19 protein-coding genes and 2 tRNA genes are annotated in these 22,882 nt (G+C 38.3%); 15 read left to right on the forward strand and 6 right to left on the reverse strand.

The genetic code is table 11. The annotated features are described in order from the left end of the window. Positions 1-94: 94 nt before the first annotated feature. Positions 95-167, reverse strand: a tRNA-Gly gene (locus RUH60_RS06135). A gap of 39 nt (positions 168-206) precedes the next feature. Next, positions 207-279: transfer RNA gene (locus RUH60_RS06140), tRNA-Gly, on the reverse strand. 205 nt (positions 280-484) lie between these two features. Between RUH60_RS06140 and RUH60_RS06145 the strand changes: the two genes are divergently transcribed. Both RUH60_RS06145 and RUH60_RS06150 read left to right on the forward strand, forming a co-directional pair. Further along, positions 485-922, forward strand: a complete 438-nt coding sequence (locus RUH60_RS06145; RefSeq protein ID WP_313806465.1) for a GNAT family N-acetyltransferase — start codon at positions 485-487, stop codon at positions 920-922. A gap of 82 nt (positions 923-1,004) precedes the next feature. After that, positions 1,005-2,594 (forward strand): murein L,D-transpeptidase, encoded by a 1,590-nt coding sequence (locus RUH60_RS06150; RefSeq protein WP_313806467.1) that lies wholly within the window; start codon positions 1,005-1,007, stop codon positions 2,592-2,594. On the opposite strand, the gene RUH60_RS06155 is transcribed toward RUH60_RS06150, so the two are convergent. After that, positions 2,583-3,293, reverse strand: coding sequence for a murein L,D-transpeptidase catalytic domain family protein (locus tag RUH60_RS06155; protein WP_313806469.1), 711 nt, complete (start codon positions 3,291-3,293; stop codon positions 2,583-2,585). The two genes, RUH60_RS06150 and RUH60_RS06155, sit on opposite strands and share 12 nt — an antisense overlap. Positions 3,294-3,500: 207 nt before the next feature. Here RUH60_RS06155 and RUH60_RS06160 point away from each other — a divergent pair, with 207 nt between their 5' ends. The 5 genes from RUH60_RS06160 to RUH60_RS06180 are packed head-to-tail and all read left to right on the forward strand — an operon-like array spanning position 3,501 to position 9,675. Next, a complete protein-coding gene (locus RUH60_RS06160) occupies positions 3,501-5,930 on the forward strand; it encodes a DUF5916 domain-containing protein (protein ID WP_313806471.1) in 2,430 nt (809 codons plus the stop codon). 54 nt (positions 5,931-5,984) lie between these two features. Continuing rightward, entirely contained in the window at positions 5,985-7,502 is a 1,518-nt protein-coding gene (gene gpmI, locus RUH60_RS06165) for a 2,3-bisphosphoglycerate-independent phosphoglycerate mutase (protein WP_313806473.1), read from the forward strand. Between the two features lie 3 nt (positions 7,503-7,505). Continuing rightward, a complete protein-coding gene (locus RUH60_RS06170; protein WP_313806475.1) occupies positions 7,506-8,048 on the forward strand; it encodes a thioredoxin family protein in 543 nt (180 codons plus the stop codon). A 38-nt stretch (positions 8,049-8,086) separates the two neighbouring features. Further along, on the forward strand, positions 8,087-8,905 hold the full coding sequence (map, locus tag RUH60_RS06175) for a type I methionyl aminopeptidase (RefSeq protein ID WP_313806477.1): 819 nt from the start codon (positions 8,087-8,089) through the stop codon (positions 8,903-8,905). Next, positions 8,905-9,675 carry a methyltransferase domain-containing protein gene (locus RUH60_RS06180; protein WP_313806479.1) on the forward strand — a complete coding sequence of 257 codons (771 nt, stop codon included), beginning with the start codon at positions 8,905-8,907 and terminating at the stop codon, positions 9,673-9,675. Before map ends, RUH60_RS06180 begins: the two co-directional genes overlap by 1 nt. Before the next feature lie 49 nt (positions 9,676-9,724). Here RUH60_RS06180 and RUH60_RS06185 read toward each other — a convergent pair whose 3' ends face one another. Then, a complete protein-coding gene (locus RUH60_RS06185) occupies positions 9,725-12,535 on the reverse strand; it encodes an insulinase family protein (RefSeq protein ID WP_313806481.1) in 2,811 nt (936 codons plus the stop codon). Positions 12,536-12,677: 142 nt separating this feature from the next. On the opposite strand from RUH60_RS06185, the gene RUH60_RS06190 reads away from it, so the two are divergent. From RUH60_RS06190 to pruA, 3 genes are all read left to right on the forward strand, one after another. Continuing rightward, positions 12,678-13,934 (forward strand): DUF5103 domain-containing protein, encoded by a 1,257-nt coding sequence (locus tag RUH60_RS06190; protein ID WP_313806483.1) that lies wholly within the window; start codon positions 12,678-12,680, stop codon positions 13,932-13,934. Positions 13,935-14,005: 71 nt separating this feature from the next. Next, positions 14,006-14,392, forward strand: coding sequence for a Co2+/Mg2+ efflux protein ApaG (apaG, locus tag RUH60_RS06195; protein WP_023578511.1), 387 nt, complete (start codon positions 14,006-14,008; stop codon positions 14,390-14,392). 106 nt (positions 14,393-14,498) lie between these two features. Continuing rightward, on the forward strand, positions 14,499-16,124 hold the full coding sequence (gene pruA, locus RUH60_RS06200) for an L-glutamate gamma-semialdehyde dehydrogenase (RefSeq protein ID WP_313806487.1): 1,626 nt from the start codon (positions 14,499-14,501) through the stop codon (positions 16,122-16,124). Between the two features lie 44 nt (positions 16,125-16,168). Here pruA and rsmG read toward each other — a convergent pair whose 3' ends face one another. Next, entirely contained in the window at positions 16,169-16,798 is a 630-nt protein-coding gene (gene rsmG, locus RUH60_RS06205) for a 16S rRNA (guanine(527)-N(7))-methyltransferase RsmG (protein ID WP_313806489.1), read from the reverse strand. 109 nt (positions 16,799-16,907) lie between these two features. Between rsmG and RUH60_RS06210 the strand changes: the two genes are divergently transcribed. Together RUH60_RS06210 and RUH60_RS06215 are read left to right on the forward strand one after the other, a co-directional pair. Beyond that, on the forward strand, positions 16,908-18,002 hold the full coding sequence (locus RUH60_RS06210; protein ID WP_313806491.1) for an acyl-CoA desaturase: 1,095 nt from the start codon (positions 16,908-16,910) through the stop codon (positions 18,000-18,002). Between the two features lie 21 nt (positions 18,003-18,023). Next, the gene (locus RUH60_RS06215; protein WP_313806493.1) at positions 18,024-19,211 is read left to right on the forward strand and encodes a pyridoxal phosphate-dependent aminotransferase; all 1,188 of its coding nucleotides are present in this window, start codon (positions 18,024-18,026) and stop codon (positions 19,209-19,211) included. A 183-nt stretch (positions 19,212-19,394) separates the two neighbouring features. Here RUH60_RS06215 and RUH60_RS06220 read toward each other — a convergent pair whose 3' ends face one another. Next, entirely contained in the window at positions 19,395-20,378 is a 984-nt protein-coding gene (locus RUH60_RS06220; RefSeq protein WP_313806495.1) for a hypothetical protein, read from the reverse strand. Between the two features lie 108 nt (positions 20,379-20,486). On the opposite strand from RUH60_RS06220, the gene purT reads away from it, so the two are divergent. From purT to RUH60_RS06235, 3 genes are read left to right on the forward strand one after another with little or no spacing between them, the layout of a single operon-like run. Then, a complete protein-coding gene (purT, locus tag RUH60_RS06225; protein WP_313806578.1) occupies positions 20,487-21,695 on the forward strand; it encodes a formate-dependent phosphoribosylglycinamide formyltransferase in 1,209 nt (402 codons plus the stop codon). Positions 21,696-21,697: 2 nt separating this feature from the next. Further along, a complete protein-coding gene (locus RUH60_RS06230) occupies positions 21,698-22,033 on the forward strand; it encodes a DUF6370 family protein (RefSeq protein WP_313806497.1) in 336 nt (111 codons plus the stop codon). A 1-nt stretch (position 22,034) separates the two neighbouring features. Beyond that, positions 22,035-22,610, forward strand: a complete 576-nt coding sequence (locus RUH60_RS06235) for a Crp/Fnr family transcriptional regulator (RefSeq protein ID WP_313806499.1) — start codon at positions 22,035-22,037, stop codon at positions 22,608-22,610. Positions 22,611-22,882 lie beyond the last annotated feature (272 nt).

Consider the following 22,882-nt stretch of genomic DNA (forward strand, 5'->3'; position numbering starts at 1 on the left):
AACTCGCGACATTCAGCTTGGAAGGCTGACGCTCTACCAACTGAGCTACTTCCGCGTTTTGATGCTTTTTAAAACTTCATCGGGTTTTTCCAAGAGCGGAAGACGAGGGTCGAACTCGCGACATTCAGCTTGGAAGGCTGACGCTCTACCAACTGAGCTACTTCCGCGTTTTGATGCTTTTTAAAACTTCATCGGGTTTTTCCAAGAGCGGAAGACGAGGGTCGAACTCGCGACATTCAGCTTGGAAGGCTGACGCTCTACCAACTGAGCTACTTCCGCATTTCAATCATCAAACAATGTTGAATGATTTCGTATTTGTGGGTGCAAATATAGAAAAATAATTTTGTTACAAACAAATTTTATGACGAAAAAATATTTTCAATTGCAAAGCAACTTTCGATACTTTTTTGCATCTAAACAATAATATACTAACAATTAAATCGTTAGCTCTTATTCATCATTACACAACTAAAACGAATGGCTTATGATTTTTATCCATCAAATTGAAGCAGAAGAAACCTTTTCGGTACGCTTACCCGTGCTTCGACCAGGAAAACCGATTGAAAGTTGTCATTTTGAAGGCGACAATTTAGGCACAACGGCCCATTTCGGAATGTACGAACACGATGATTTAATTGGCGTAGTATCTGTTTACAAAGTAAATCACCCCATTTCTTCCAAAAAAGAACAATATCAAATGCGTGGCATGGCTGTTTTGCAGGAACACCAACGAAAAGGTATTGGCGAACAATTAGTAAAAAAAGTTGAACATTATGTAAAGGAGAAAAAAGGAGAACTTATTTGGTTTAACGCCAGAGAATTAGCTGTTCCTTTTTACCAGAAATTAGACTATAAAATCAAGGGAGACTCTTTTGAAATAACTGAAATCGGCACACATTTTGTTATGCTGAAGTGCATGTAAATGTTGAAACATAAAAATGTTAAATTATAAAGACAAGCCTGCTCTTTTTTGTAATTTAACAGTAGTAAAAAAATGATCGATTATGTCGTATAAGTACCTGTTTTTCTTAGCTCCCATCTTTCTTTTTAGCTGTAAAAAAGATACCGTTTTAGCGCACACTCCTCAAAAAGACACCATTAAAGTTGTGCCGCTTTCTTCTCCGGAAGCTATTGCATTCGACAGTTTACTCATCAAAGACAAACCGCTAAGAATTCAGGAATTCTACAAAAACAATTTATATAAAACCGTCTGGACCAAAACCGAAGATCGCGAAAACCTCATCAGCCTGATAAAAGCGACAGAATCCGAAGGTTTAGAACCCGATGACTACAGTTTGAAAACCATCGAACGAAAAGAAAAATCCAGAGCAACATTACCCGAAGCGGAAATTATTGCTACCGATTTTTTACTTACTGAATCGTTTCAAAGGTTAGCCAATCACCTATACAACGGAAAAATTGACCCGACACAATTGTATAAGGACTGGGAAATGCACCCAAAAGAACTAAAAGCCATCGATTTACTACAGGAAGCTTTACGAAATCACACAGTTGCTCAAACCCTTGACACGCTGAAACCAAAGCATTTCGTGTATCATCAGCTTGTTAAAAGTTTGGCAAAAATCAATTCTTATCCAAAAGACAATATTGGATCAATTACTGTTGTCGACAAAATCAAACCCAACGACACTGTTCCTGAAATTAAAACTGTAAAAGAGCGTTTAGCCTATTGGGGCGATTACCGCATGCCGGATTCTCTCACTACAATTTATGATGAAAAAACCGTTGCTGCCATCAAACATTTTCAAACGCGACACGGTTTGGTAGCCGATGGAATTATCGGAAAAGGGACTGCAGCAGCTTTAAATGTAACCCGAAACCAACGCAAGCAACAAATCTTAGTCAATTTGGAGCGCTGGAGATGGTTCCCGAGGCATTTAGGAGACGATTATGTTATCGTAAACATTCCAGAATTTAAATTATATGCCGTAAAAGGCAATGATACAACGCGTACTCACAAAGTTGTTGTTGGGCGCGATAAAAGAAGAACTCCAATCCTTTCGTCCAAATTCAGCAATTTGGTAATTAATCCGACTTGGACAGTTCCACCAACCATCATCAAGGAAGATTTGGGTCCGGCTGGTGCTAAAAATCGAGGGTATTTTGCCGCAACAGGAATTACAATATACAATTCAAAAGGAGCGGTTGTGGATCCGTACAGCTGGAACGCAGCAAAACCAAACAATTATCGTTATGTTCAGAAGCCGGGAAGCAACAATTCCTTAGGTTTGGTGAAATTCAATTTTCCGAATGGACATTTGGTGTATTTGCACGATACCAACCACCGCGAATTATTTGCTTTAAACGGAAGAGCTTTAAGTTCGGGATGTGTCCGTGTGGAAAACCCTTTGGACTTAGCCTATTATATTTTGGAAACTGATGAAAACATCATGAATCAAAAGCGCGTGGAAAAAATTCTGGAAAGCAAAAAAACATCGGGCATTCCATTAAAAAAGCCCATTTTCGTACACCAGTGGTATTGGACCTCGTGGATGGACAAAAATGGACTTCTTGAATTTCGAAACGATATTTACAATCTCGATTTCGAATTGTATGAAAAGTTACGAAACTAATTTCGACTGCTTCTCGTAATTTCTTGACGGATGATAAATAAACAAACATGATTTATCTTTTATCATCTCAATAATTTTTTTGTGAATTGCATAAGGAACCGCAGGACAACCTTGGCTTCTTCCTAATCGGCCTTGTTGTCTGATAATGCTTTCTGCTGCATAATCCGCTCCGTGCATTACTACCGCTCTGCTTCTTGCATTGCTGTTGATTCCGTATTCTAATCCGTCTAATTTTAATGACAAACCGTGTTTCCCGTTATAAGTTTCTCCGGTGGCATAAAATCCTAAGCTGCTTTTGAAAGAATTCGCTTCGTTTGAAAAAGAAGTTGCAAATTCTTCTCCGCTGTTTCTTCCATGAGAAACCACAGATTGCAATAAAACGGAATTAGTCGCCATATCAATCACCCATAATCTTTTTTGCGAAGACGATAAGCTGAAATCGATAATGGTTAAAATCTCTTTTTGAATCGCACCTTGTTCTTTCAATTGGAAATAACCTTCCATTGCTTTTGAAAACGCTTCCATTTTGGGCAACTGAAACGAATTCGCATTCAAACCGGTGTACAAGTTCTTAATCTTTAACTCTAGTGAAGCCTTTGCATTTGCAGCCAATAACTTCGGGTCGTTGTTTTCTTTTATTGTGGCGGGTTTAAAGGATAAAAGAAAAACAAATAAAATTGGCAATACTCTGTAAATCATTGATAATCTAGTTGTTATGTTTTAGTTAAGTCGGCTCAAAAATATACAAATAATTTAAAGTTCCAAATTTATTTTACCACTTATCGGTAATTTTTAACATTTCATCGAATGTTTTTCTTACTTAGTAGTTAAAGATTTCTTAATAAATGCAAGGGTTACGGCAAATATCTATCTTTGACATGTCAATCATCAAATCGAACCAAATAAATGAAACTTAATCTACAATTTGTATTAGTTTTTTTTGCTAGCTATATAATTAACGCTCAAGAGACTACAAATATTTCATTAGCCCCCAAAAAAAAACTTACTGCTTTTAAAACATCCAACTCGATTACAATAGATGGTAAACTTAATGAAAGTGAATGGAGTACTGCAGAAACAGCTTCAGACTTTATTATGTTTGAACCGGATAACGGCAAACCACTTGTCAATGAAAAACGAACCGAAGTAAAAGTTTTGTACGACAATGATGGTATTTATATCGGGGCTGCAATGTATGATGACCCTCAAAAAATATTAAAAGAAATTACTGAACGAGACAACTTCGGCACCTCCGATTTCTTTGGGATTTTTGTAAACGGCTACAACGACGGACAACAAGATTTCCGATTTTTCGTAAGTGCCGCGGGAACCCAAATGGACGCTTTGGCCACCGAAGGTAACGAAGACTATTCTTGGGACGGAATCTGGAACAGCGGTGTTTCCATAACCGATTTTGGCTGGGTAGCCGAAATGAAAATTCCATACGCCGCCTTGCGTTTTGCCGAAAAAGAAGAACAAGTTTGGGGAGTTAACTTTTTTAGGGAAATCCGAAGAGACCGCCAAAAATTTACCTGGAATCACATTAACAATAAAATAGGAACGGTCATTCAACAAGCCGGAATTGTAGAAGGCATTAAAAACATTCAACCACCGACTCGTTTATTTTTCATACCCTATTCCTCCTATTATCTGAGCACCAATAAAAAAGGTACGGAAAATAAATTCAAAGCCGGAATGGATTTGAAATACGGCATCAACGATTCCTTTACATTAGATGCGATTTTAGTACCCGATTTTGGACAGACTACGTTCGATAATGTGGTTTTAAACTTAGGCCCGTTCGAACAACAATTCAATGAGAACCGACCTTTTTTTACTGAAGGAACCGATTTATTTAACAAAGGTAATTTATTTTATTCCCGAAGAATTGGCGCGGAACCTTCAACTTATCCTTCCACAACGGATGACGAAGAGGTAGTCGATTATCCAGCCGCAGTGAATTTAATCAACGCTTTAAAAATATCCGGAAGAACTTCAAAAGGATTGGGAATTGGCGTATTAAATGCCGTAACCGAAAAAACCGACGTTACCATTCGCAACAGAAATACAGGCGAAAGTCGTTCCGAAACGGTAGAACCTTTAACCAATTACAATGTTTTGGTTTTAGACCAGCGTTTCCGAAAAAACTCATCGGTAACTTTTGTCAACACCAATGTTACGAGAAACTGCGAATTTCGTGATGCAAATGTTTCGGCTGTATTATTCGATTTGAACACTAAAGCCAACACTTACAAACTCTCTGGAAATTTCAAATTCAGCCATGTAAACGAAATTGCGGAAGACCTGAATGGCTATACCGGTTATTTAAACTTTAGTAAAACCAGTGGTAAATATCGCTTTACTGTAAACAGCACTTATGTTTCCAATAAGTATGATATTAATGATATGGGAATTATGTTCATCAACAATTACCATAATATCTATGCTAATGTAAATTATCGTATTCTGAATGCCAATAAAACATTCAACAGTTTCAACATCAACACCAATTACTATGCTGAATTTCAGAATGTAACGGGTCGTGCGCAGGAAGCCTACATCAACGTAAATGTAAACACTACTAATAAAAAAAATCATTATATCGGTGGCGGATTACAGGTAAGTCCGTTTGAAACCTACGATTTTTATCAGCCAAGACAAGAAGGCCGTTATTCGTACAATCCAAAAGCGTATAGTGGATGGTTTGATATTTCCACCAATTACAACAATCCGTTTGCTTTGGACACGGGTATGTGGTATGACCGATACAATCAGGACATCCGTCATAATATTGGATTTTATTTCAGTCCTAGATACCGTTTCAGCGATAAATTTGCCTTGATATACTATTTGCAACACAACCGACAAAATGCTGATAAAGGCTGGGTAGATTATGACAGCGTAAACGATGAAATCATTTATTCCAACCGCGACCGTAACACGATTGAAAATACATTGACCGGAAAATTTTCGTTAAACCATAAAATGACGTTCAACTTAAAAGCGCGTTATTATTGGTCTTATACTGAAAATTTAAATTTTCTAACCTTAAAAGAAGATGGTCATTTCGAGGACAACACTACTTATGATCAAGACCAAAACAACAACTTTAAAATCTGGAACTTTGACTTAACGTATTCGTGGTGGTTTGCTCCGGGAAGCCAGATTTCGGTTTTATATCGTAACAACGCTACGCATTTTGAGCGTCGTGTAAACAAAAACATCATTGACAACCTCAACAACACTTTAAGCAACGACCTTAATAATATTTTTTCGGTAAGTGTGCGGTATTACATCGATTACAATCAAGCCAAAAGTTGGGTTAAAAAAGTTTAAAACTGATTTTCCGCTCGCAGCCGATTCGCTATCTTTGTTGAAATTTACGACACGATGAACAAAAAAGTAATCCTGATGATTCTGGATGGCTGGGGAAAATCTCCCGATCCGAAAGTTTCCGCGATTGATAACGCCAATACGCCTTTTATTGATAGTTTATATACCAAATATCCGAATGCCCAATTACGCACTGACGGATTAAATGTTGGGTTACCGGAAGGTCAAATGGGGAATTCCGAAGTGGGGCATATGAATTTGGGCGCCGGTCGCATCGTGTATCAGGATTTGGCTAAAATCAACTTAGCCGTTCAGCACAAAACTTTAAATCAGGAAAAAGTTTTAAATGATGCTTTTGCGTATGCCAAACAGCACCATAAAAACGTTCACTTTTTAGGTTTGGTTTCCGATGGTGGCGTACATTCCCACACTTCACATTTACGAGGTTTGTTGGATGCCGCGAAGGATTTCGGATTACAAAATGTTTTCGTTCACGCTTTTACGGATGGTCGTGATGTCGATCCAAAATCCGGAGCAAAATATATTGAAGATTTAAACAATTACCTGCAAAATTCATCCGCAAAACTAGCGTCAATTGTTGGCCGCTATTTCGCTATGGATCGGGACAAACGTTGGGAGCGCGTTAAAAAAGCTTATGATTTGATTGTGAACGGCATCGGAACGCATTCCATCAATCCGGTAATGAGTATTTTGGCGAGTTACCACAATAATGTAACCGACGAATTCATCGAGCCGATTTTAATGGTAGACGAACACAATCAACCGATTGCCACTATAAAAGAAGATGATGTGGTGATTTTCTTCAACTTTAGAACCGACCGCGGACGCCAGTTGACCGAAGCGCTTTCACAAAAAGATTTCCACGAACAGAACATGCATAAAATGGACTTGTACTACGTTACGATGACCAATTATGACGATACGTTTGAAAAGGTTCATGTGATTTACGACAAAGACAACATCACGGAAACACTGGGTGAAGTTTTAGAATACAACAACAAATTACAAATTCGCATTGCCGAAACTGAAAAATATCCACACGTTACGTTTTTCTTTTCTGGTGGTCGCGAAACGCCATTTGTGGGAGAACGCCGTTTGCTTTGTCCTTCTCCTAAAGTTGCCACATACGATTTGCAGCCTGAGATGAGTGCTTTCGACATCAAAGACAAATTGATTCCCGAACTAAAAAAAGGCGAAGCGGATTTTGTCTGCTTAAATTTCGCCAACGGAGACATGGTTGGTCACACCGGTGTTATGGAAGCTGCCATTAAAGCTTGTGAAGCCGTCGATGTTTGTGTAAAAGAAGTGATTGAAACCGCATTGGAAAACAATTACACCACCATCGTAATCGCCGATCACGGTAACTGTGAAACCATGATTAATCCAGATGGAACGCCAAATACGGCGCACACAACCAATCCGGTACCTATTATTCTAGTTGACAAAGAGTTAAAACACATTAACGACGGCGTTTTAGGTGACATCGCGCCAACTATTTTAGAATTAATGGGACTTGAAAAACCCGAAGTAATGACAAGACATTCTCTTTTATAGCATATGAAAAAAGCAATTTTACTTTTTGCGGCAGTATTGGTGTTCACTATTTGTACCGCTCAAAAGAAACCGATTATGACCTCACAAACCACAACCGTACAATCTAACGATATGCTAGTTGGAAAATATTCCAAAAAAACTTTACTTCATAGTCCTTATAATTTATGGTTCAATCCGAATTATGATAATTACAATCCGAGTGCAACTACAATTTCGGAACTTCAAAAACATCTTGAAGGTGTAACCATCACGGTTTTTCTAGGCACTTGGTGTGAAGACAGCCAGCATCGTGTTCCGGAATTTTTCAAAGTGATTGACGCTATCGGTTTTGACAATAGCAACATCACTTTAATTATGGTGGACAAATCAAAAACCACTCCGGAGCAGTTTGAAAAAGATTTGAACATTACCAACGTTCCGACATTTATCTTCTATAAAAACGGAAAAGAAATCAACCGCATTGTGGAATCCTTCATGGAAAGTGCCGAAAAAGACATGCTGAAAATCATCAGCCAGCAACCCTATAAGCATGCTTATCAGGACTAAAAAATAAACTGTATCTTTGCTGCCCAACATTTTTCAAAATGATTATTACAAAAACCCGCGAAGAAATTGAATTAATGCGTGAAAGCGCTTTGATTGTTTCCAAAACCTTAGGAATGATTGCCTCGGAAGTTAAACCCGGTGTAAGCACTTTATATTTGGACAAATTAGCCGAAACCTTTATTCGTGATCACGGTGCTACACCTGCTTTTTTAGGCATGTATGGTTTTCCGAATTCGTTGTGTATGAGTCCAAATTCTCAAGTAGTTCACGGAATACCGAATGACAAACCTTTGGAAAGTGGCGATATCATTTCTGTAGATTGTGGCGCATTGAAGAATGGTTTTTACGGCGACCACGCTTACACTTTTGAAGTTGGCGAAGTGAATGAAGCTACCCGTAAATTATTGAAAGTAACCAAAGAATCGCTTTATGTTGGTATCCGCGAATTAAAAACCGGAAACCGTACCGAGGATGTTGGAAATGCGATTCAGAAATATTGCGAAAACAACGGTTATGGTGTAGTTCGTGAATTGGTCGGACATGGTATCGGACGTACAATGCACGAAGCTCCCGAAATGCCCAATTACGGAAAACGCGGTCGTGGTAAAATGTTAGTCGAAGGAATGGTGATAGCCATCGAACCGATGATTAATCAAGGCACCAAAAACATCAAACAGCACAAAGACGGCTGGACAATTACCACCGCGGACGGCAAACCATCGGCACATTTTGAACATGATGTGGCTATTATTGACGGTAAACCGGAATTACTTTCCACTTTTGCTTATATCTACCAAGCCTTAGGCATTACTTCCGATGAAGAAAACGAATTCAGAAAACAACCGTTAGTGCTTTAATGAAGAAGCTTTTCAAATTCATCTTAAATACGATTCCACGCCCGATATTAATTCGATTGAGTATTGTGGTGCGTCCAATATTGGCTTTTCTGTTAAAAGGTAATCGATTCACTGACCCGATTGACGGGAAAAGTTTCCGCATGTTTTTACCTTATGGTTACGGAACACAGCGCAATAACGTTTTATCACCCAGCACTTTATCTCTGGAAAGACATCGCTTGCTTTGGTTGTATTTAAAAAACGAAACTGATTTTTTTACGAATACTGAAAAGAAAAAAATATTACACTTTGCTCCGGAACAGGAATTTTACAAGCGTTTCAAAAAGCAAAGCAATATCGATTATACCACAACCGATTTGTTTTCTCCGTTAGCCGATGTGAAAGCCGACATCTGTAACCTTCCGTTTGAAGACAATTCGTATGATATTATTTTCTGCAACCACGTTTTGGAACATATTCCGGATGACACTAAAGCGATGCAGGAATTGTACCGCGTATTAAAACCAGGCGGTATGGGCATTTTTCAGATTCCACAGGATTTGTCGCGCGCTGTAACTTTTTCAGACGATTCAATTACTGATCCGAAAGAACGCGCTAAAATTTTTGGTCAATACGATCATGTTCGCGTTTACGGCCGTGATTATTTCGACAAATTGAGAAGTATCGGTTTTAAAGTTTCTGAAGTCGATTACACCAACAAAATTGCACCCGAATTGGTTGAAAAATACTGTTTAGCAAAAGGTGAAATTCTTCCGGTTTGTTATAAATAAAAAGAGCTGCAAATTGCAGCTCTTTTTTGTTGTTAATTTTTAAATCAACTTATGATTTTTCAGGCATCAACATACCAACTACTTTATCTTTCGTTAAGTATTTCTTAGCAACTTCCTGAACTTCTTTTGCTGTTAATGCGTTTACTTTTTCTTCAAATTTCAACACCTCTTCTGCACTTTGCTCATTAGTATAAGAACGAGTAAAGTTCGATAACCAGAATTTATTCTCTTTGCTTTCTTTTCTGTAATCCTGTAATTCAGCTTCTTTGAATTTTGCTAAATCTTTTGCTTCAGGACCGTTAGCGATAATTTTCTGCAATTCCGCCAAAGCTGAAGTCGTCAATTTTTCTGCATTATCCGGACCACAAGGGAACGAAATACTGAAATTATAGAATCCGTTTGGTACTTTACTCATACTACCACGCGCTCCTACTCCGTAAACACCACTTTCATTTTCACGCAATTGCTCTACCAATTTAATCGTTAAGATTTCTCCCAAAGCCTGCATAGCAAATGCTTCTTTTGCAGAATATTGCGCATCCCCATAATACATAATGTTCACGTTACTCTTAGGATCTTTTCCTTTGTTTACCACTTTTTTGTGCTCTCCTTTTAGCATTCTGTACCCTAAATCTTTCGCTTTCTCTTTAGTTGGAGTACCTGGTAAAGATGCTAAGTATTTAGCAGAGAAATTTTCAATGGCTTGGTCATCAATGTTTCCGACAAAGAAAAACTCAAAATCTCCCGCATTGGCGAAACGCTCTTTATACTTCTCATATGCTAACTTATAATCCGTTTCTGCCCAAGCTTTATCATTTGGAACTAATCCGTTAAAACGTGGATTTTCTTTATTCAAATACGTATAAAACTCCTGTTGGAAGAAGAAATTAGGCTGAGACGCAATATTGTTGAAAAATGCTGATTGCTTTTGCTTATAGCCTTCATATGCTTCAACATCATAATTCAAATCTGTAAAATAAGCATATACCGTTTGAAATAAATATTCTAAATCTTTAGGTGTTGCATTTCCGCGAAAACCTTCAGTAACAGAACTGATATACGGATTTGCATTGGCAATTTTCCCTGTCATGAATTTATTGATATCATTTAATTTCAATCCTGAGAATCCAGCATCAGTTAACGCTCCGTTAGCATACTGTACTTTTTTCATATCGGCATCCGAATACAAATTACTTCCACCGAAACTTACCGCTTCAAACAAAACCTCATCATTTTTGAAATCGGTTTTCTTGTACGTAACTTTAGCACCATTTGACAAATAAAGCGTTTGCGTTCCTAGCTTATCGTTTTTCTCACGCTTTACAATGGAACCTGATTTAGGCTCAGTCTTTAACAAGCTTGCAGCAACAGCAACATCTTCGTAAGCAGTCAGTTCAGCATCATTTACTTTTAGAGCAGCTAAAACCTCTTTCTCAGTCGCTTTCTTCAAATTGTCTTTTTCCGGTCCGGTTAAAATTACCACACGGTTTTCGTCTTTGATAAACCCGCTGATTAATGCGTTAACATCTTTTAATTGCACCGTTGGCAATATTTTTTTGAACGTTTCATATGTCCAAGAAATTCCAGGAACCGGCTCTTTTTCTAAGAAATGAGATTGGTATTCGCTCACAAAATTTTCTGAATTGGTTTTATCACGATCATTGTAACTTCTTTCAATCGAAGCTAAGAAATCTGCTTTAGCACGGTCTAACTCACCTTGTGTAAATCCAAATTTCTTAACACGCTCGTTTTCTCTAACTAAAACTTTCAAGGCTTCAACCTGCTTGTCTTCCTGTGACATTGCTACTGATTGATACGCTTCTTTGGTTCTTGCGAAAGTTCCTCCGTGGTATGAAAAACCATAGGTAAATGGCGGCGTTGCTGAGTTAGTAAGTTCATCTAAACGCGTATTCAACATCGATGTAAATAATCCTTCTGTCAATTCAGATTTAAAATCTTTTAAGGTTATAACTGGTTTTGGCGCTTCAGAATCTTTATACATCAACTGAACCTGAGCGGCAGATGCTTCTTTATCGCTTTCAATAGCTACGAAAGTCTCTTTGTGGTTTGGAACTTCGTAAACTTTTCTTGGTTTCTCGTTCTTAGGGTTTTGATAATTCGAGAAGTGGCTGATGATTTTTTGCTCCATTTCGGCCACATCAATATCTCCCACTACGATTACACTCATTAAGTTCGGACGGTACCAGTCTTTGTAAAAACGAACCAAAGCTTCCGGTTTAAATTTCTCTAGAACTTCTTTTTGTCCGATTGGTAATCGTTTTGCGTAATGAGAATTGTACATCATTTTTGGCATAAAACGGCCCATCATTCTTTTTTGAGCTCCTAATCCGATGCGGTATTCTTCTAAAACTACACCTCTTTCTTTGTTAATTTCTTCTGGAGTTAACACAGCATTGAAAGCCCAGTCTTCTAAAATCTGAAAACCTTTTTCTACTTTTTCAGGGCTGTCGGATGGGATTGGTAAGAAATAAACCGTTTCGTCAAAACTGGTATAGGCATTCAAATGCTGACCAAATTTCACTCCGATACTTTGCAGGTAATCCACCAATTCATTTTTAGGAAAACGTTTGGTTCCGTTAAAACACATATGTTCCATAAAATGCGCTAACCCTTGCTGATCATCGGCTTCTAAAATTGAACCGGCGTTGATTACTAAACGTAAATCGACTTTCTTTTCCGGTTTGGCATTCTTCTTAATGTAGTACGTTAACCCGTTTTTTAATTTTCCGGTTTTCACTTCCGGATCAAAAGGTATGGTTTTTGACCATTCCATTTCCTGAGCAAAAAATGCTGTCGGAATTAACAATAGCCCAAAGGCTAATTTGTTGAGTTGTTTCATAGATGATTAATATTTTTTGTAAAACTATTCATATAACTATTAAGTAAGTTTTTTATTATGTCTTTTTTAACAAAAATATTTTACACTCAAAATAACTCAACAAAATCAATGTTATTAGCTATATTTACTTTTTAATTTTACAATGATGATTTTCAAAAAAATAGCACCAATATTTTTCTTTTTAACCTGCCTAACAAACGTTTTCGGTCAGACAGAAACCGAAACCAATCCACCCTTCAATATCAAAACCGTTGCTTTTGTTCAAAATGGTAATGTGATGATTCCGATGTTCCGATTGGGAGATCCTTTTGAACTGCAATTCGACGATTTATACGGAAACGAAGCTGATTACTACTACACCATCACCCAATGCAATTACGATTGGACGCCAACCCAACTGGCTAAAATGGAATACCTGCAAGGCATGGACAACCAACGGATTATGAATTATCAGAATTCGTTCAACACGCTTCAGATTTACTCGCACTATTCGCTTTCGTTCCCGAATCGCTTCAACCGAATCACTAAAAGCGGAAATTACATTGTGAAGGTTTTCGATTCGAATCAGGAATTGGTTTTTTCCAGAAAATTTATGTTATACGAAGAAAATCTGACGATTCCGGTACAAGTGAAACGTTCTCGTGATATCAGCACCATCAATCAGATGCAGAACCTGGATTTTGTCATCAAAACCGGCGATAATTTATTTCAGAATCCAGCCAATAACATTAAAGTTGTATTGCTACAAAACGGAAGGTTAGACAATGCTATCTACAACATCAAACCGCAATACACTATCGGCAACGACATGATTTACCGCTACAATAAGGAAACGCAATTTTGGGCAGGAAACGAATTTTTATACTTCGAAAACAAAGACATTCGTGGAGTTGGCAACAATGTATTGAATGTTACGGCTGGAGAAATCTACAACAGCCATTTGTACCAACATGAGCCACGTCACGATAAAGGCTACACCTTTGCTCCAGACATTAACGGTAACTTTATGATTAACAACCGAAATGCTTCAAACAGTGATTTAGAGGCCGATTACGCTTGGGTGTATTTTTCACTAAGTGCCAATCCTTTTATTAACAATCAGGATATTTATGTAAACGGATTGTTCAACAATTATGCTTTGTCGGATGAAAACAAAATGGAGTACAACAAAGAGCGTGGTATTTTTGAAAAAGCCGTTTTAATCAAGCAAGGGTTCACCAATTACCAGTTTGTGATTGCGGACAAAAAAGGTAAAATCGATTATGAAAATGCAGTTGACGGCAATTATTATCAAACCGAAAACAATTATTTTGTCTTAGCCTATTACCGTGGTAACAACGACAGATATGACCGAATTATTGGACGCGGCTATGCCAATTCCGAAAACATCACGAATTAAATTTTTCCTAAATCGCTGTTTCTAAAACAAATATTTACTATTTTTGGGAAACTTAAATGATTTCACCTTAGATGGTTTCACAGATTACAAGCGGCATAAAAATTTCAGTTCTGACTAGTTTTGAAGGCACGTACTTCAAGAACTACAAGATTCATTTTGCCTTTTCGTATGAAGTAACCATTGAAAATCAAAGCAAAGACTCCGTTCAGCTGAATTCCCGCCACTGGGAAATCCACGATTCTTTAAACGATTTAGAAGTGGTTGACGGTGAAGGCGTAATCGGGAAAAAACCGGTTTTAAAACCAGGGGAAAAACACACGTATAGTTCCGGTTGTTTGCTTTCGTCTCCATTTGGGGCAATGCGCGGCTATTTCAATATGGTGAATTTTACCTCAACCAGAAGTTTCCGAGTGATTATTCCAACCTTCAAATTAAGCGCTCCTTTCGCCTTAAATTAAGCACAAAACTTTACAAAAGCATTAACAATTAGCCGATTAACATATTGGGTAATAATTTGTATCTTCGCTTCGCGAAAATTTTTTCAAAACACAAATACAACAAATTATGCCAAAAGGAATTTACAATGTTCCCAAAGCGGTTAACGAGCCCGTTAAATCATACGCTCCCGGAACACCGGAAAGAGAAGCTGTAGCGGCAGCTTTCAAACAAATGTACAACAGCACAGTAGACGTGCCTTTATATATCGGTTCGGAAGAAATTCGTACCGGAAAGACCAAAAACATGACGCCTCCGTTCGACCATAAACATGTGGTAGGACAATACCATGAAGCGGAAAAAGAGCACATTGAAAAAGCAATCGCTTCGGCTTTGGAAGCTAAGAAAAAATGGGCCAACATGCCTTGGGAGCAAAGAGCTTCCATCTTCTTAAAAGCAGCAGAATTATTAGCAGGTCCTTACCGCTCTAAAATCAATGCGGCGACTATGATTGCTCAGGCGAAAACGGTTCATCAGGCGGAAATTGATTCGGCTTGTGAATTGATTGACTTCTTACGTTTCAACGTGCAGTTCATGACGCAAATTTATGCTGAACAACCTGTTTCTTCAGAAGGTATTTGGAATCGTATGGAACACAGACCATTAGAAGGATTCGTATACGCGATTACTCCGTTTAACTTTACGGCAATTGCAGGAAACTTACCAGCTTCTCCAGCATTAATGGGGAACGTGGTAATTTGGAAACCAGCAGCTACTCAAGTATATTCTGCTAATGTGATTATGGAAGTGTTCCAACAAGCTGGCTTACCGGCTGGGGTTATCAACATGATTACAGGAAATTCAGGAATGATTTCTGATACTTTATTAGCAAGTCCTGATTTCGCTGGAATTCACTTTACAGGATCGACTGGTGTATTCAATGATATGTGGGCAAAAATCGGACAGAACATCCACAACTATAAAACGTATCCAAGAATTGTTGGAGAAACTGGTGGTAAAGATTTCGTATTGGCACACCCTTCTTCAATTCCTGCACAAGTGGCAACAGCTTTATCCAGAGGTGCTTTCGAATACCAAGGACAAAAATGTTCGGCGGCTTCAAGAGCTTATATTCCAGCTTCAATCTGGCCAAAAGTAAAAGAATTATTAGTAGCCGATTTAGCTACGATGAAAATGGGATCACCGGCAGACATGAGTAATTTCGTTTCTTCGGTAATTTCAGAACAATCGTTTGACAAACTAGCCGGATTCATCGATCAGGCTAAAAAAGACAGCGATGCAGAAATCATTGCCGGTGGAAACTACGACAAATCTGTTGGATATTTCATTCAGCCGACGGTTATTGTAACTACAAATCCAAAATACAACACGATGTGTACGGAATTATTCGGACCAGTGCTTACAATTTACGTTTATGAAGATGCAAAATGGACGGAAACTTTAGCTTTAGTGGACGGAACTTCTAGCTACGCACTTACTGGAGCCATCTTCAGTCAAGATCGTTACGCGATTGTAGAAGCAACCAAAGCGTTAGAAAATGCAGCCGGAAACTTCTACATCAACGACAAACCGACGGGAGCTGTTGTAGGACAACAACCATTTGGTGGTGCCAGAGCTTCAGGAACAAACGACAAAGCAGGTTCGGTATTGAACTTGTTGCGTTGGGTTTCGCCGAGAACGATTAAAGAAACGTTTGTTACTCCTACAGATTACAGATATCCATTCTTAGGATAATTATAATTCAAACAAAAAACGCCTCGAATTATCGAGGCGTTTTTTTACACTTTATATTTCAACGGCAAATGCACTACTTTCTTCGTTTCAAAAAATTCATCTTCAAAGAAATCGGATAAATTGTAAAGTGTAGCTTTTGGAAAATCCTGCAATTCTTCGGTCAAATCGCCTCCTTTTAAATACAAAATACCATTTTGGAGTTCGTGATTGTTTTTCTTCTTGATTTTATCTTTGATCCATTTGTAAAAATCCGGCATGTTAGTTACGGCACGACTTACGATAAAATCGAAATCTTCTTTTACGTTTTCGGCGCGCATTTGTTCGGCTTTTACGTTTTGCAAACCTAATCCTTGCGCTACTTCATTAACGACACGGATTTTTTTGGCGATAACATCAATTAGATAAAAATCGGTTTCAGGATATAAAATTGCTAACGGAATCCCCGGAAAACCACCACCTGTTCCTACATCCATCACTTTGGCACCTGGTTGAAATTCCATCACTTTGGCAATTCCCAAAGAATGCAAAACGTGTTTCGTATACAACTCATCAATATCTTTTCTGGAAATCACATTGATTTTAGCATTCCAATCTTTGTACAATTCTTCCAGTTTTCGAAATTGTTCTCGTTGAGTATCAGTAAGGTTAGGGAAATGGTTTACAATATCCTGCATCGTTCAAAATTTTAGCAAAAATAAACATTTAATACGTGATTTTTTTACAGACTTTAACGAAATAGTTTCTATTAATAATTACCTTTGGGCGAATTTAATGCAATTGAATATGGATACGAATGCTCCTATTTTTTCAAAATCTGATAGTCTGAAGTTTTTCCGAACGCTGAACAAACGCGTAAACGAATACTTTAAGGAAAATAACATCAAAAAAACCGGAAACTGGAAACTGCACTTAAAAACGGTGATTATGTTTACCATTTTCCTTACTCCGTATTTTTTAATTTTAACGTTAGATTTACCGCTTTGGGCGCATTTATTGTTAACTATTGTTATCGGAATCGGAATGGCTGGCGTTGGAATGAACGTTATGCACGACGGGAACCACGGTTCGTATTCTTCCAAACCTTGGTTGAACAAAATCATGGGCGGAAGCATTTATATTTTGGCTGGAAACGTGTACAACTGGCAGGTTCAGCACAATGTTTTACACCATACTTATACCAATATTCACGGTCATGACGAAGATTTGGAAGCAGGACGCATCATCCGCTTTACCAAACATGCTGATTGGTCGCCGATGCACAAATTTCAACACTATTATTCGATTTTCTTATACGGATTATTGACGTTCAACTGGGCCATCACTACCGATTTCAAACAGATGAGAAGTTACATCAAACGTAAATTATCGTACGGTGAATTTCCAAGTCCGGTGAAACTTTGGTCAACTTTAGTGATTACCAAAGTGATTTATTTTTCGATTTGGCTAGTGGTTCCGATGGTTTTAGGTATCGTTTGGTGGGAAGTTTTACTAGGCTTTTTCATCATGCATTACACGGCCGGATTAATTTTAAGTATCGTATTCCAGTTAGCGCACGTTATTGAAGAAACCGAACATCCGCTACCGGACGAAAACAATGAAATTGAGAATACTTGGGCAGCGCATCAATTGTTCACTACAGCAAATTTCGCTCCTAAAAACTGGTTGGTAAACTGGTACACTGGAGGCTTAAACCATCAAATTGAGCATCATATTTTCCCAAATATCAGCCACATCCATTACGGGAAAATAGCCGATATCGTAAAACAAACCGCTGCGGAATGCAACTTACCGTATTACGAATTCAAAACGATGCGTTCGGCTGTATATTCCCACTTTAAGCATTTAAAAGAAATGGGGCAAAAACCTCAATTAGCATAACTCATAACAACACAACACACAATGAACCCGCTTTCGGACAGAATTAACAATTTAGCCGTATCCCAAACTTTAGCCATGGCGGCATTGGCAAGAGAATTAAAAGCCCAAGGAAAAGACATTATCAGCCTTAGTTTAGGAGAACCGGATTTCAACACCCCGGATTTCATCAAAGAAGCTGCCAAAAAAGCCATTGATGACAACTGGAGTGCTTATCCGCCTGTTGACGGTTACGCCGACCTGAAAGAAGCCATCAGCAAAAAGTTCAAACGCGATAACAATTTAAGCTATGCTCCTTCGCAAATTGTGGTTTCCACTGGAGCAAAACAATCCTTATACAACATTGCTCAGGTAATGATAAACGACGGTGACGAAGTGATTTTACCAGCACCGTTTTGGGTTTCATATTCTGAAATTATCAAATTATCAGGTGGAATTCCGGTTGAAGTTCCGACATCGGTTGCAACCAATTTCAAAATCACGCCCGAACAATTAGCAGCTGCTATCACTCCAAAAACCAAAATGATGTGGTTCAGTTCGCCTTGTAATCCTTCAGGTTCCGTTTACAGCAAAGCAGAATTGGAAGGTTTGGCAAATGTTTTAAAAAATCATCCGAATATTTATGTGGTTTCCGACGAAATCTACGAACATATCAACTACACCGGAACGTATTGCAGTATCGGCTCAATCGCCGGAATGGAAAACAACACGATAACCGTGAACGGAGTAGCGAAAGCTTACGCGATGACCGGTTGGAGAATCGGTTATATTGGCGCTCCGGAATTTATCGCCAAAGCATGTACTAAAATGCAAGGACAGGTAACCAGCGGCGCTAACAGTATTGCACAACGCGCAACCATTGCAGCTGTTGAAGCAGAACCATCAGCCATCAAATATATGGTGGATGCTTTCCGTAACCGAAGACAATTGGTGTATGATTTACTTTCGGAAATCCCAGGTTTTAAATTGACGATGCCTGAAGGTGCTTTTTATTTCTTCCCGGATGTTTCCGCCTATTTCGGAAAAACTTTGAGAGGAACTCTTATTAAAGACGCCAACGATTTTGCGATGTATTTATTATCCGAAGCGAATGTTGCAACGGTAACGGGTGATGCTTTCGGAAATCCGGATTGTATTCGTTTGTCGTATGCTACTTCCGAAGACGCTTTAAGAGAAGCTATCAAACGCATTAAAGAAGCGGTTACTGTTTAATAAAAATTTTAAAGCCTCATTTCCGAGGCTTTTTTATTGGATTAATTTCAACGGCTGTGATAAAATTATTCTTCATGATAAAAATTATCACAACTCTGTGATAAACCCATTTGTGATAAAATAAAAAATTACAAATTACTTTATCACAAAACTATCAAGCTTATCTTCTTTGCGGTATATCACTTAATATCCCGTAATCGCATACCCAATCCCAATATTGTAATTTGGATATTCTTCCCCTCTTTTATACACCATCGGACGATTAATACGATGCCACTTCTTATTATCATCAAACACATGCCTGAATAAGGTCAACGCTCCTTTAGGTGCTTCAACCAACGGATAGTTCGGCAATATAATTTTAATAAATTTTCTTTTTACACCTTGGACCTCACGAATATTATAAGGCAGTTCAGGAACATACACTCCAGCTTCGTCCGTTTTTCCCAAAACAGTCAATACTACGAAAAGACCTTCTTCAGGGATGGGTACTTTCTGCTGAAAATCAATATCAATCTTTTTAGAAATCTTTCCCGAATGAACAACAAAGGTTTTGTCATAATCGTAAAGTTTCTCTCCCGGCTCATCGGCAACATTCTCCATAAACTCAATTTTCATCATCGTGCCATAAGGTTTGTTTTCAAAAGAGGCTTCTGTCATTCCTTGATACAAATCCTTTACAATCAACGGAATGGAAACCGACTGCAAAACTCCCCTTTTCCTTTCATTCGGGATATAAAACGCATACTGCTGCCCGAGTGACGACCAATACATCCGATTGATATTTTCATGCAAAACCGGCTTAGTGACAAACTCTTTGCGCTTTTTAATGTCTTCTTTTTCTACAATTACATTTAACTCCTTTAACATTTGAGTGGATGGTTTAAGTAAGACATCCGAACGCGAAACATTCGCTAATAAAATTTCTTTAGCCTCATAACCTACAAATGATACCTTTATTTTCTCCGGAAATTCTTCGTTCAAAACGACCTTACCATTTTCATTGGAAAAAACACCATATCCATTCAGAAAATCAATAGTTGTATAAGGAAGTTGCTCTTTGGTAATCGAATCTTTCACTACAAAATAGTTTTCCTGCGCCAACACAGGACTAAAAGACATACCGATTAAAAAAAAGCAACAAAATTTCAAGATTAGGTTTTTCATACCCTGCAATTATTTTTTAAAAATTATACTACAAAACAATGATGGTCTTTGGATAACTCTAAAACTTTGCAATTAGTATTCAAGCAAAAACATTTTTTGTCAAAACTCATAAACTTACTACCTTTAAAACTTCAAAACAACAACACAACAATGCAAAAAAAAATACTATTACTGGGTTCCGGAGAATTGGGTAAAGAATTCGTCATCGCGGCACAACGCATCGGTCAGAAAGTCATCGCAGTTGACAGTTATGAAAACGCTCCAGCCATGCAGGTTGCCCACGGATTCGAAGTTATCAACATGTTAGACGGCGCCGAATTAGACCGCATCGTCGCCAAACACCAACCCGATTTTATCGTTCCCGAAATTGAAGCCATCCGTACCGAACGTTTTTACGACTACGAAAAACAAGGCATTACGGTAGTTCCTTCTGCCAAAGCGGCCAACTTTACCATGAACCGAAAAGCGATTCGCGATTTAGCCGCTAAAGATTTAGGGTTGCGAACTGCCAATTATCGTTATGCTACCACCAAAGCTGAATTAGAAAACGCAGTAGCCGAAGTTGGTATGCCGTGCGTGGTAAAACCGTTGATGAGTTCATCCGGAAAAGGACAATCCACAATCAAAACACACGAAGATATTGAAAAAGCCTGGAATTACGCCGTAGAAGGTTCTCGTGGCGACATCATTGAAGTTATTGTGGAAGCGTTTGTCAATTTCCATTCTGAAATCACCTTATTGACCGTTACTCAAAATAACCATCCGACTTTATTTTGCGCACCGATTGGACACCGTCAGGAACGTGGTGATTATCAGGAAAGTTGGCAACCGGCACGAGTTTCAGAAAAAGATATTTTAGAAGCACAAGATATGGCCAGAAAAGTTACCGAAGCCCTAGGTGGAGCAGGGCTTTTTGGAGTAGAATTTTTCCTAACTGATGAAGGTGTTTATTTCTCCGAATTATCGCCACGTCCACACGATACCGGCATGGTAACTTTAGCCAAAACCCAAAATTTCAACGAATTTGAATTGCATTTGCGTGCGATTTTAAGTATTCCGATTCCGGAAATCACTTTGGAACGAATTGGAGCGAGTGCTGTGGTGTTGGCATCGGAAAATTCAAACAACCCTACTTACACAGGAATTGAAAAAGTAGCTTCATTGTCTAAAACCGATTTCAGAATCTTCGGAAAACCTACTTCAAGACCATATCGAAGAATGGGTGTTGTTTTAACCAACGATACTTTAGACACACCGATTGAAGAAGTGGTGGAGAAAGCTAAAAAAACAGCTACCTTAGTAACAGTAAATCCTTAATTATGAAAAATATCTTAACACTATTTCTTATCACTGTAGCGTTTTCAGCAAGTGCTCAAGAAAAGAAAGAAAAACCGAAAACTCAAGTCGTAGAAGCTTCCTGCGGACAATGCCAATTTGGTATGACCGACAAAAAAGGCTGCGACTTAGCCGTTCGCATTGATGGAAAACCTTATTTTGTGGAAGGTACTTCAATCGACCAACACGGAGACGCACACGCACACGATGGTTTTTGCAACGCTATCCGCAAAGCAGAAGTTTCCGGTGAAATTGTAGACAACAAATTCAAGGCTACTTCATTCGTTCTATTGGAAACGCAAAGAGCAGAGAAAAAATAAATTGAATTTACTACTGGAAAATATCGCCAAACATGTTTCACTCACAACTGAGGAGCAGGAACGTGTTTTGGCTTTAACCGAAGTACAACATTACAAAGCAAAAACCATTCTCCTGAAAGAAGGTGAAATTTGCACCCATTCCTTTTTTGTCACTAAAGGGATTCTGCGCAGTTATAACATCGATGAAAACGGTGTTGAGCATGTCGTGAGTTTCGCCTGCCCGGGATGGTGGATTGCTGATATGTACAGCTTTTTATCCCAACGACCGGGACAATTGTATATTGAAGTTAATGAAGAAGCCGAAGTATTACTCATGTCCAAAGAAAACCAGGACAAGCTATATATCGACGTTCCTAAAATGGAGCGCTTTTTCAGAATCTTAATTGAAAACTCGCTGGTTGCCCATCAACAGCGCTTAATTGACAACTTAAGTTTTACAGCTGAAGCCCGTTACGACAAATTCTTGAAAAAATTCAAAGATTTAGCACACTGCATTCCACAAAAACAGATTGCTTCCTATATTGGGGTTACTCCGGAATTTTTCAGTAAAATGAAAGCGCGTCTTTTGAAAAAGTAGTCACAGTTTTCAGTCTCAATCAACAGTAAAAATATCTCAATAAATAGCTATTGTAACTCACTACCTTTATTTCTTAATCTAGGTTAAGGACGCTTGCCATATTGCCAACGTAACTTTGTCGTATCAAAATGAACAAGTTATGAACCGAAAAGATTTTATCCGAAAAACGATTCTAGGCAGCGGCGCAGTACTTACTGGTTCTGCTTTAGCCAAACAAACTTCTGAAGCTGCAGAAGAAACTGTAGGATTCAATCACATTCAAAATACAAATT

This window comes from Flavobacterium sp., from assembly GCF_032153895.1.
In the GTDB taxonomy this organism is placed as follows: Bacteria; Bacteroidota; Bacteroidia; order Flavobacteriales; family Flavobacteriaceae; genus Flavobacterium.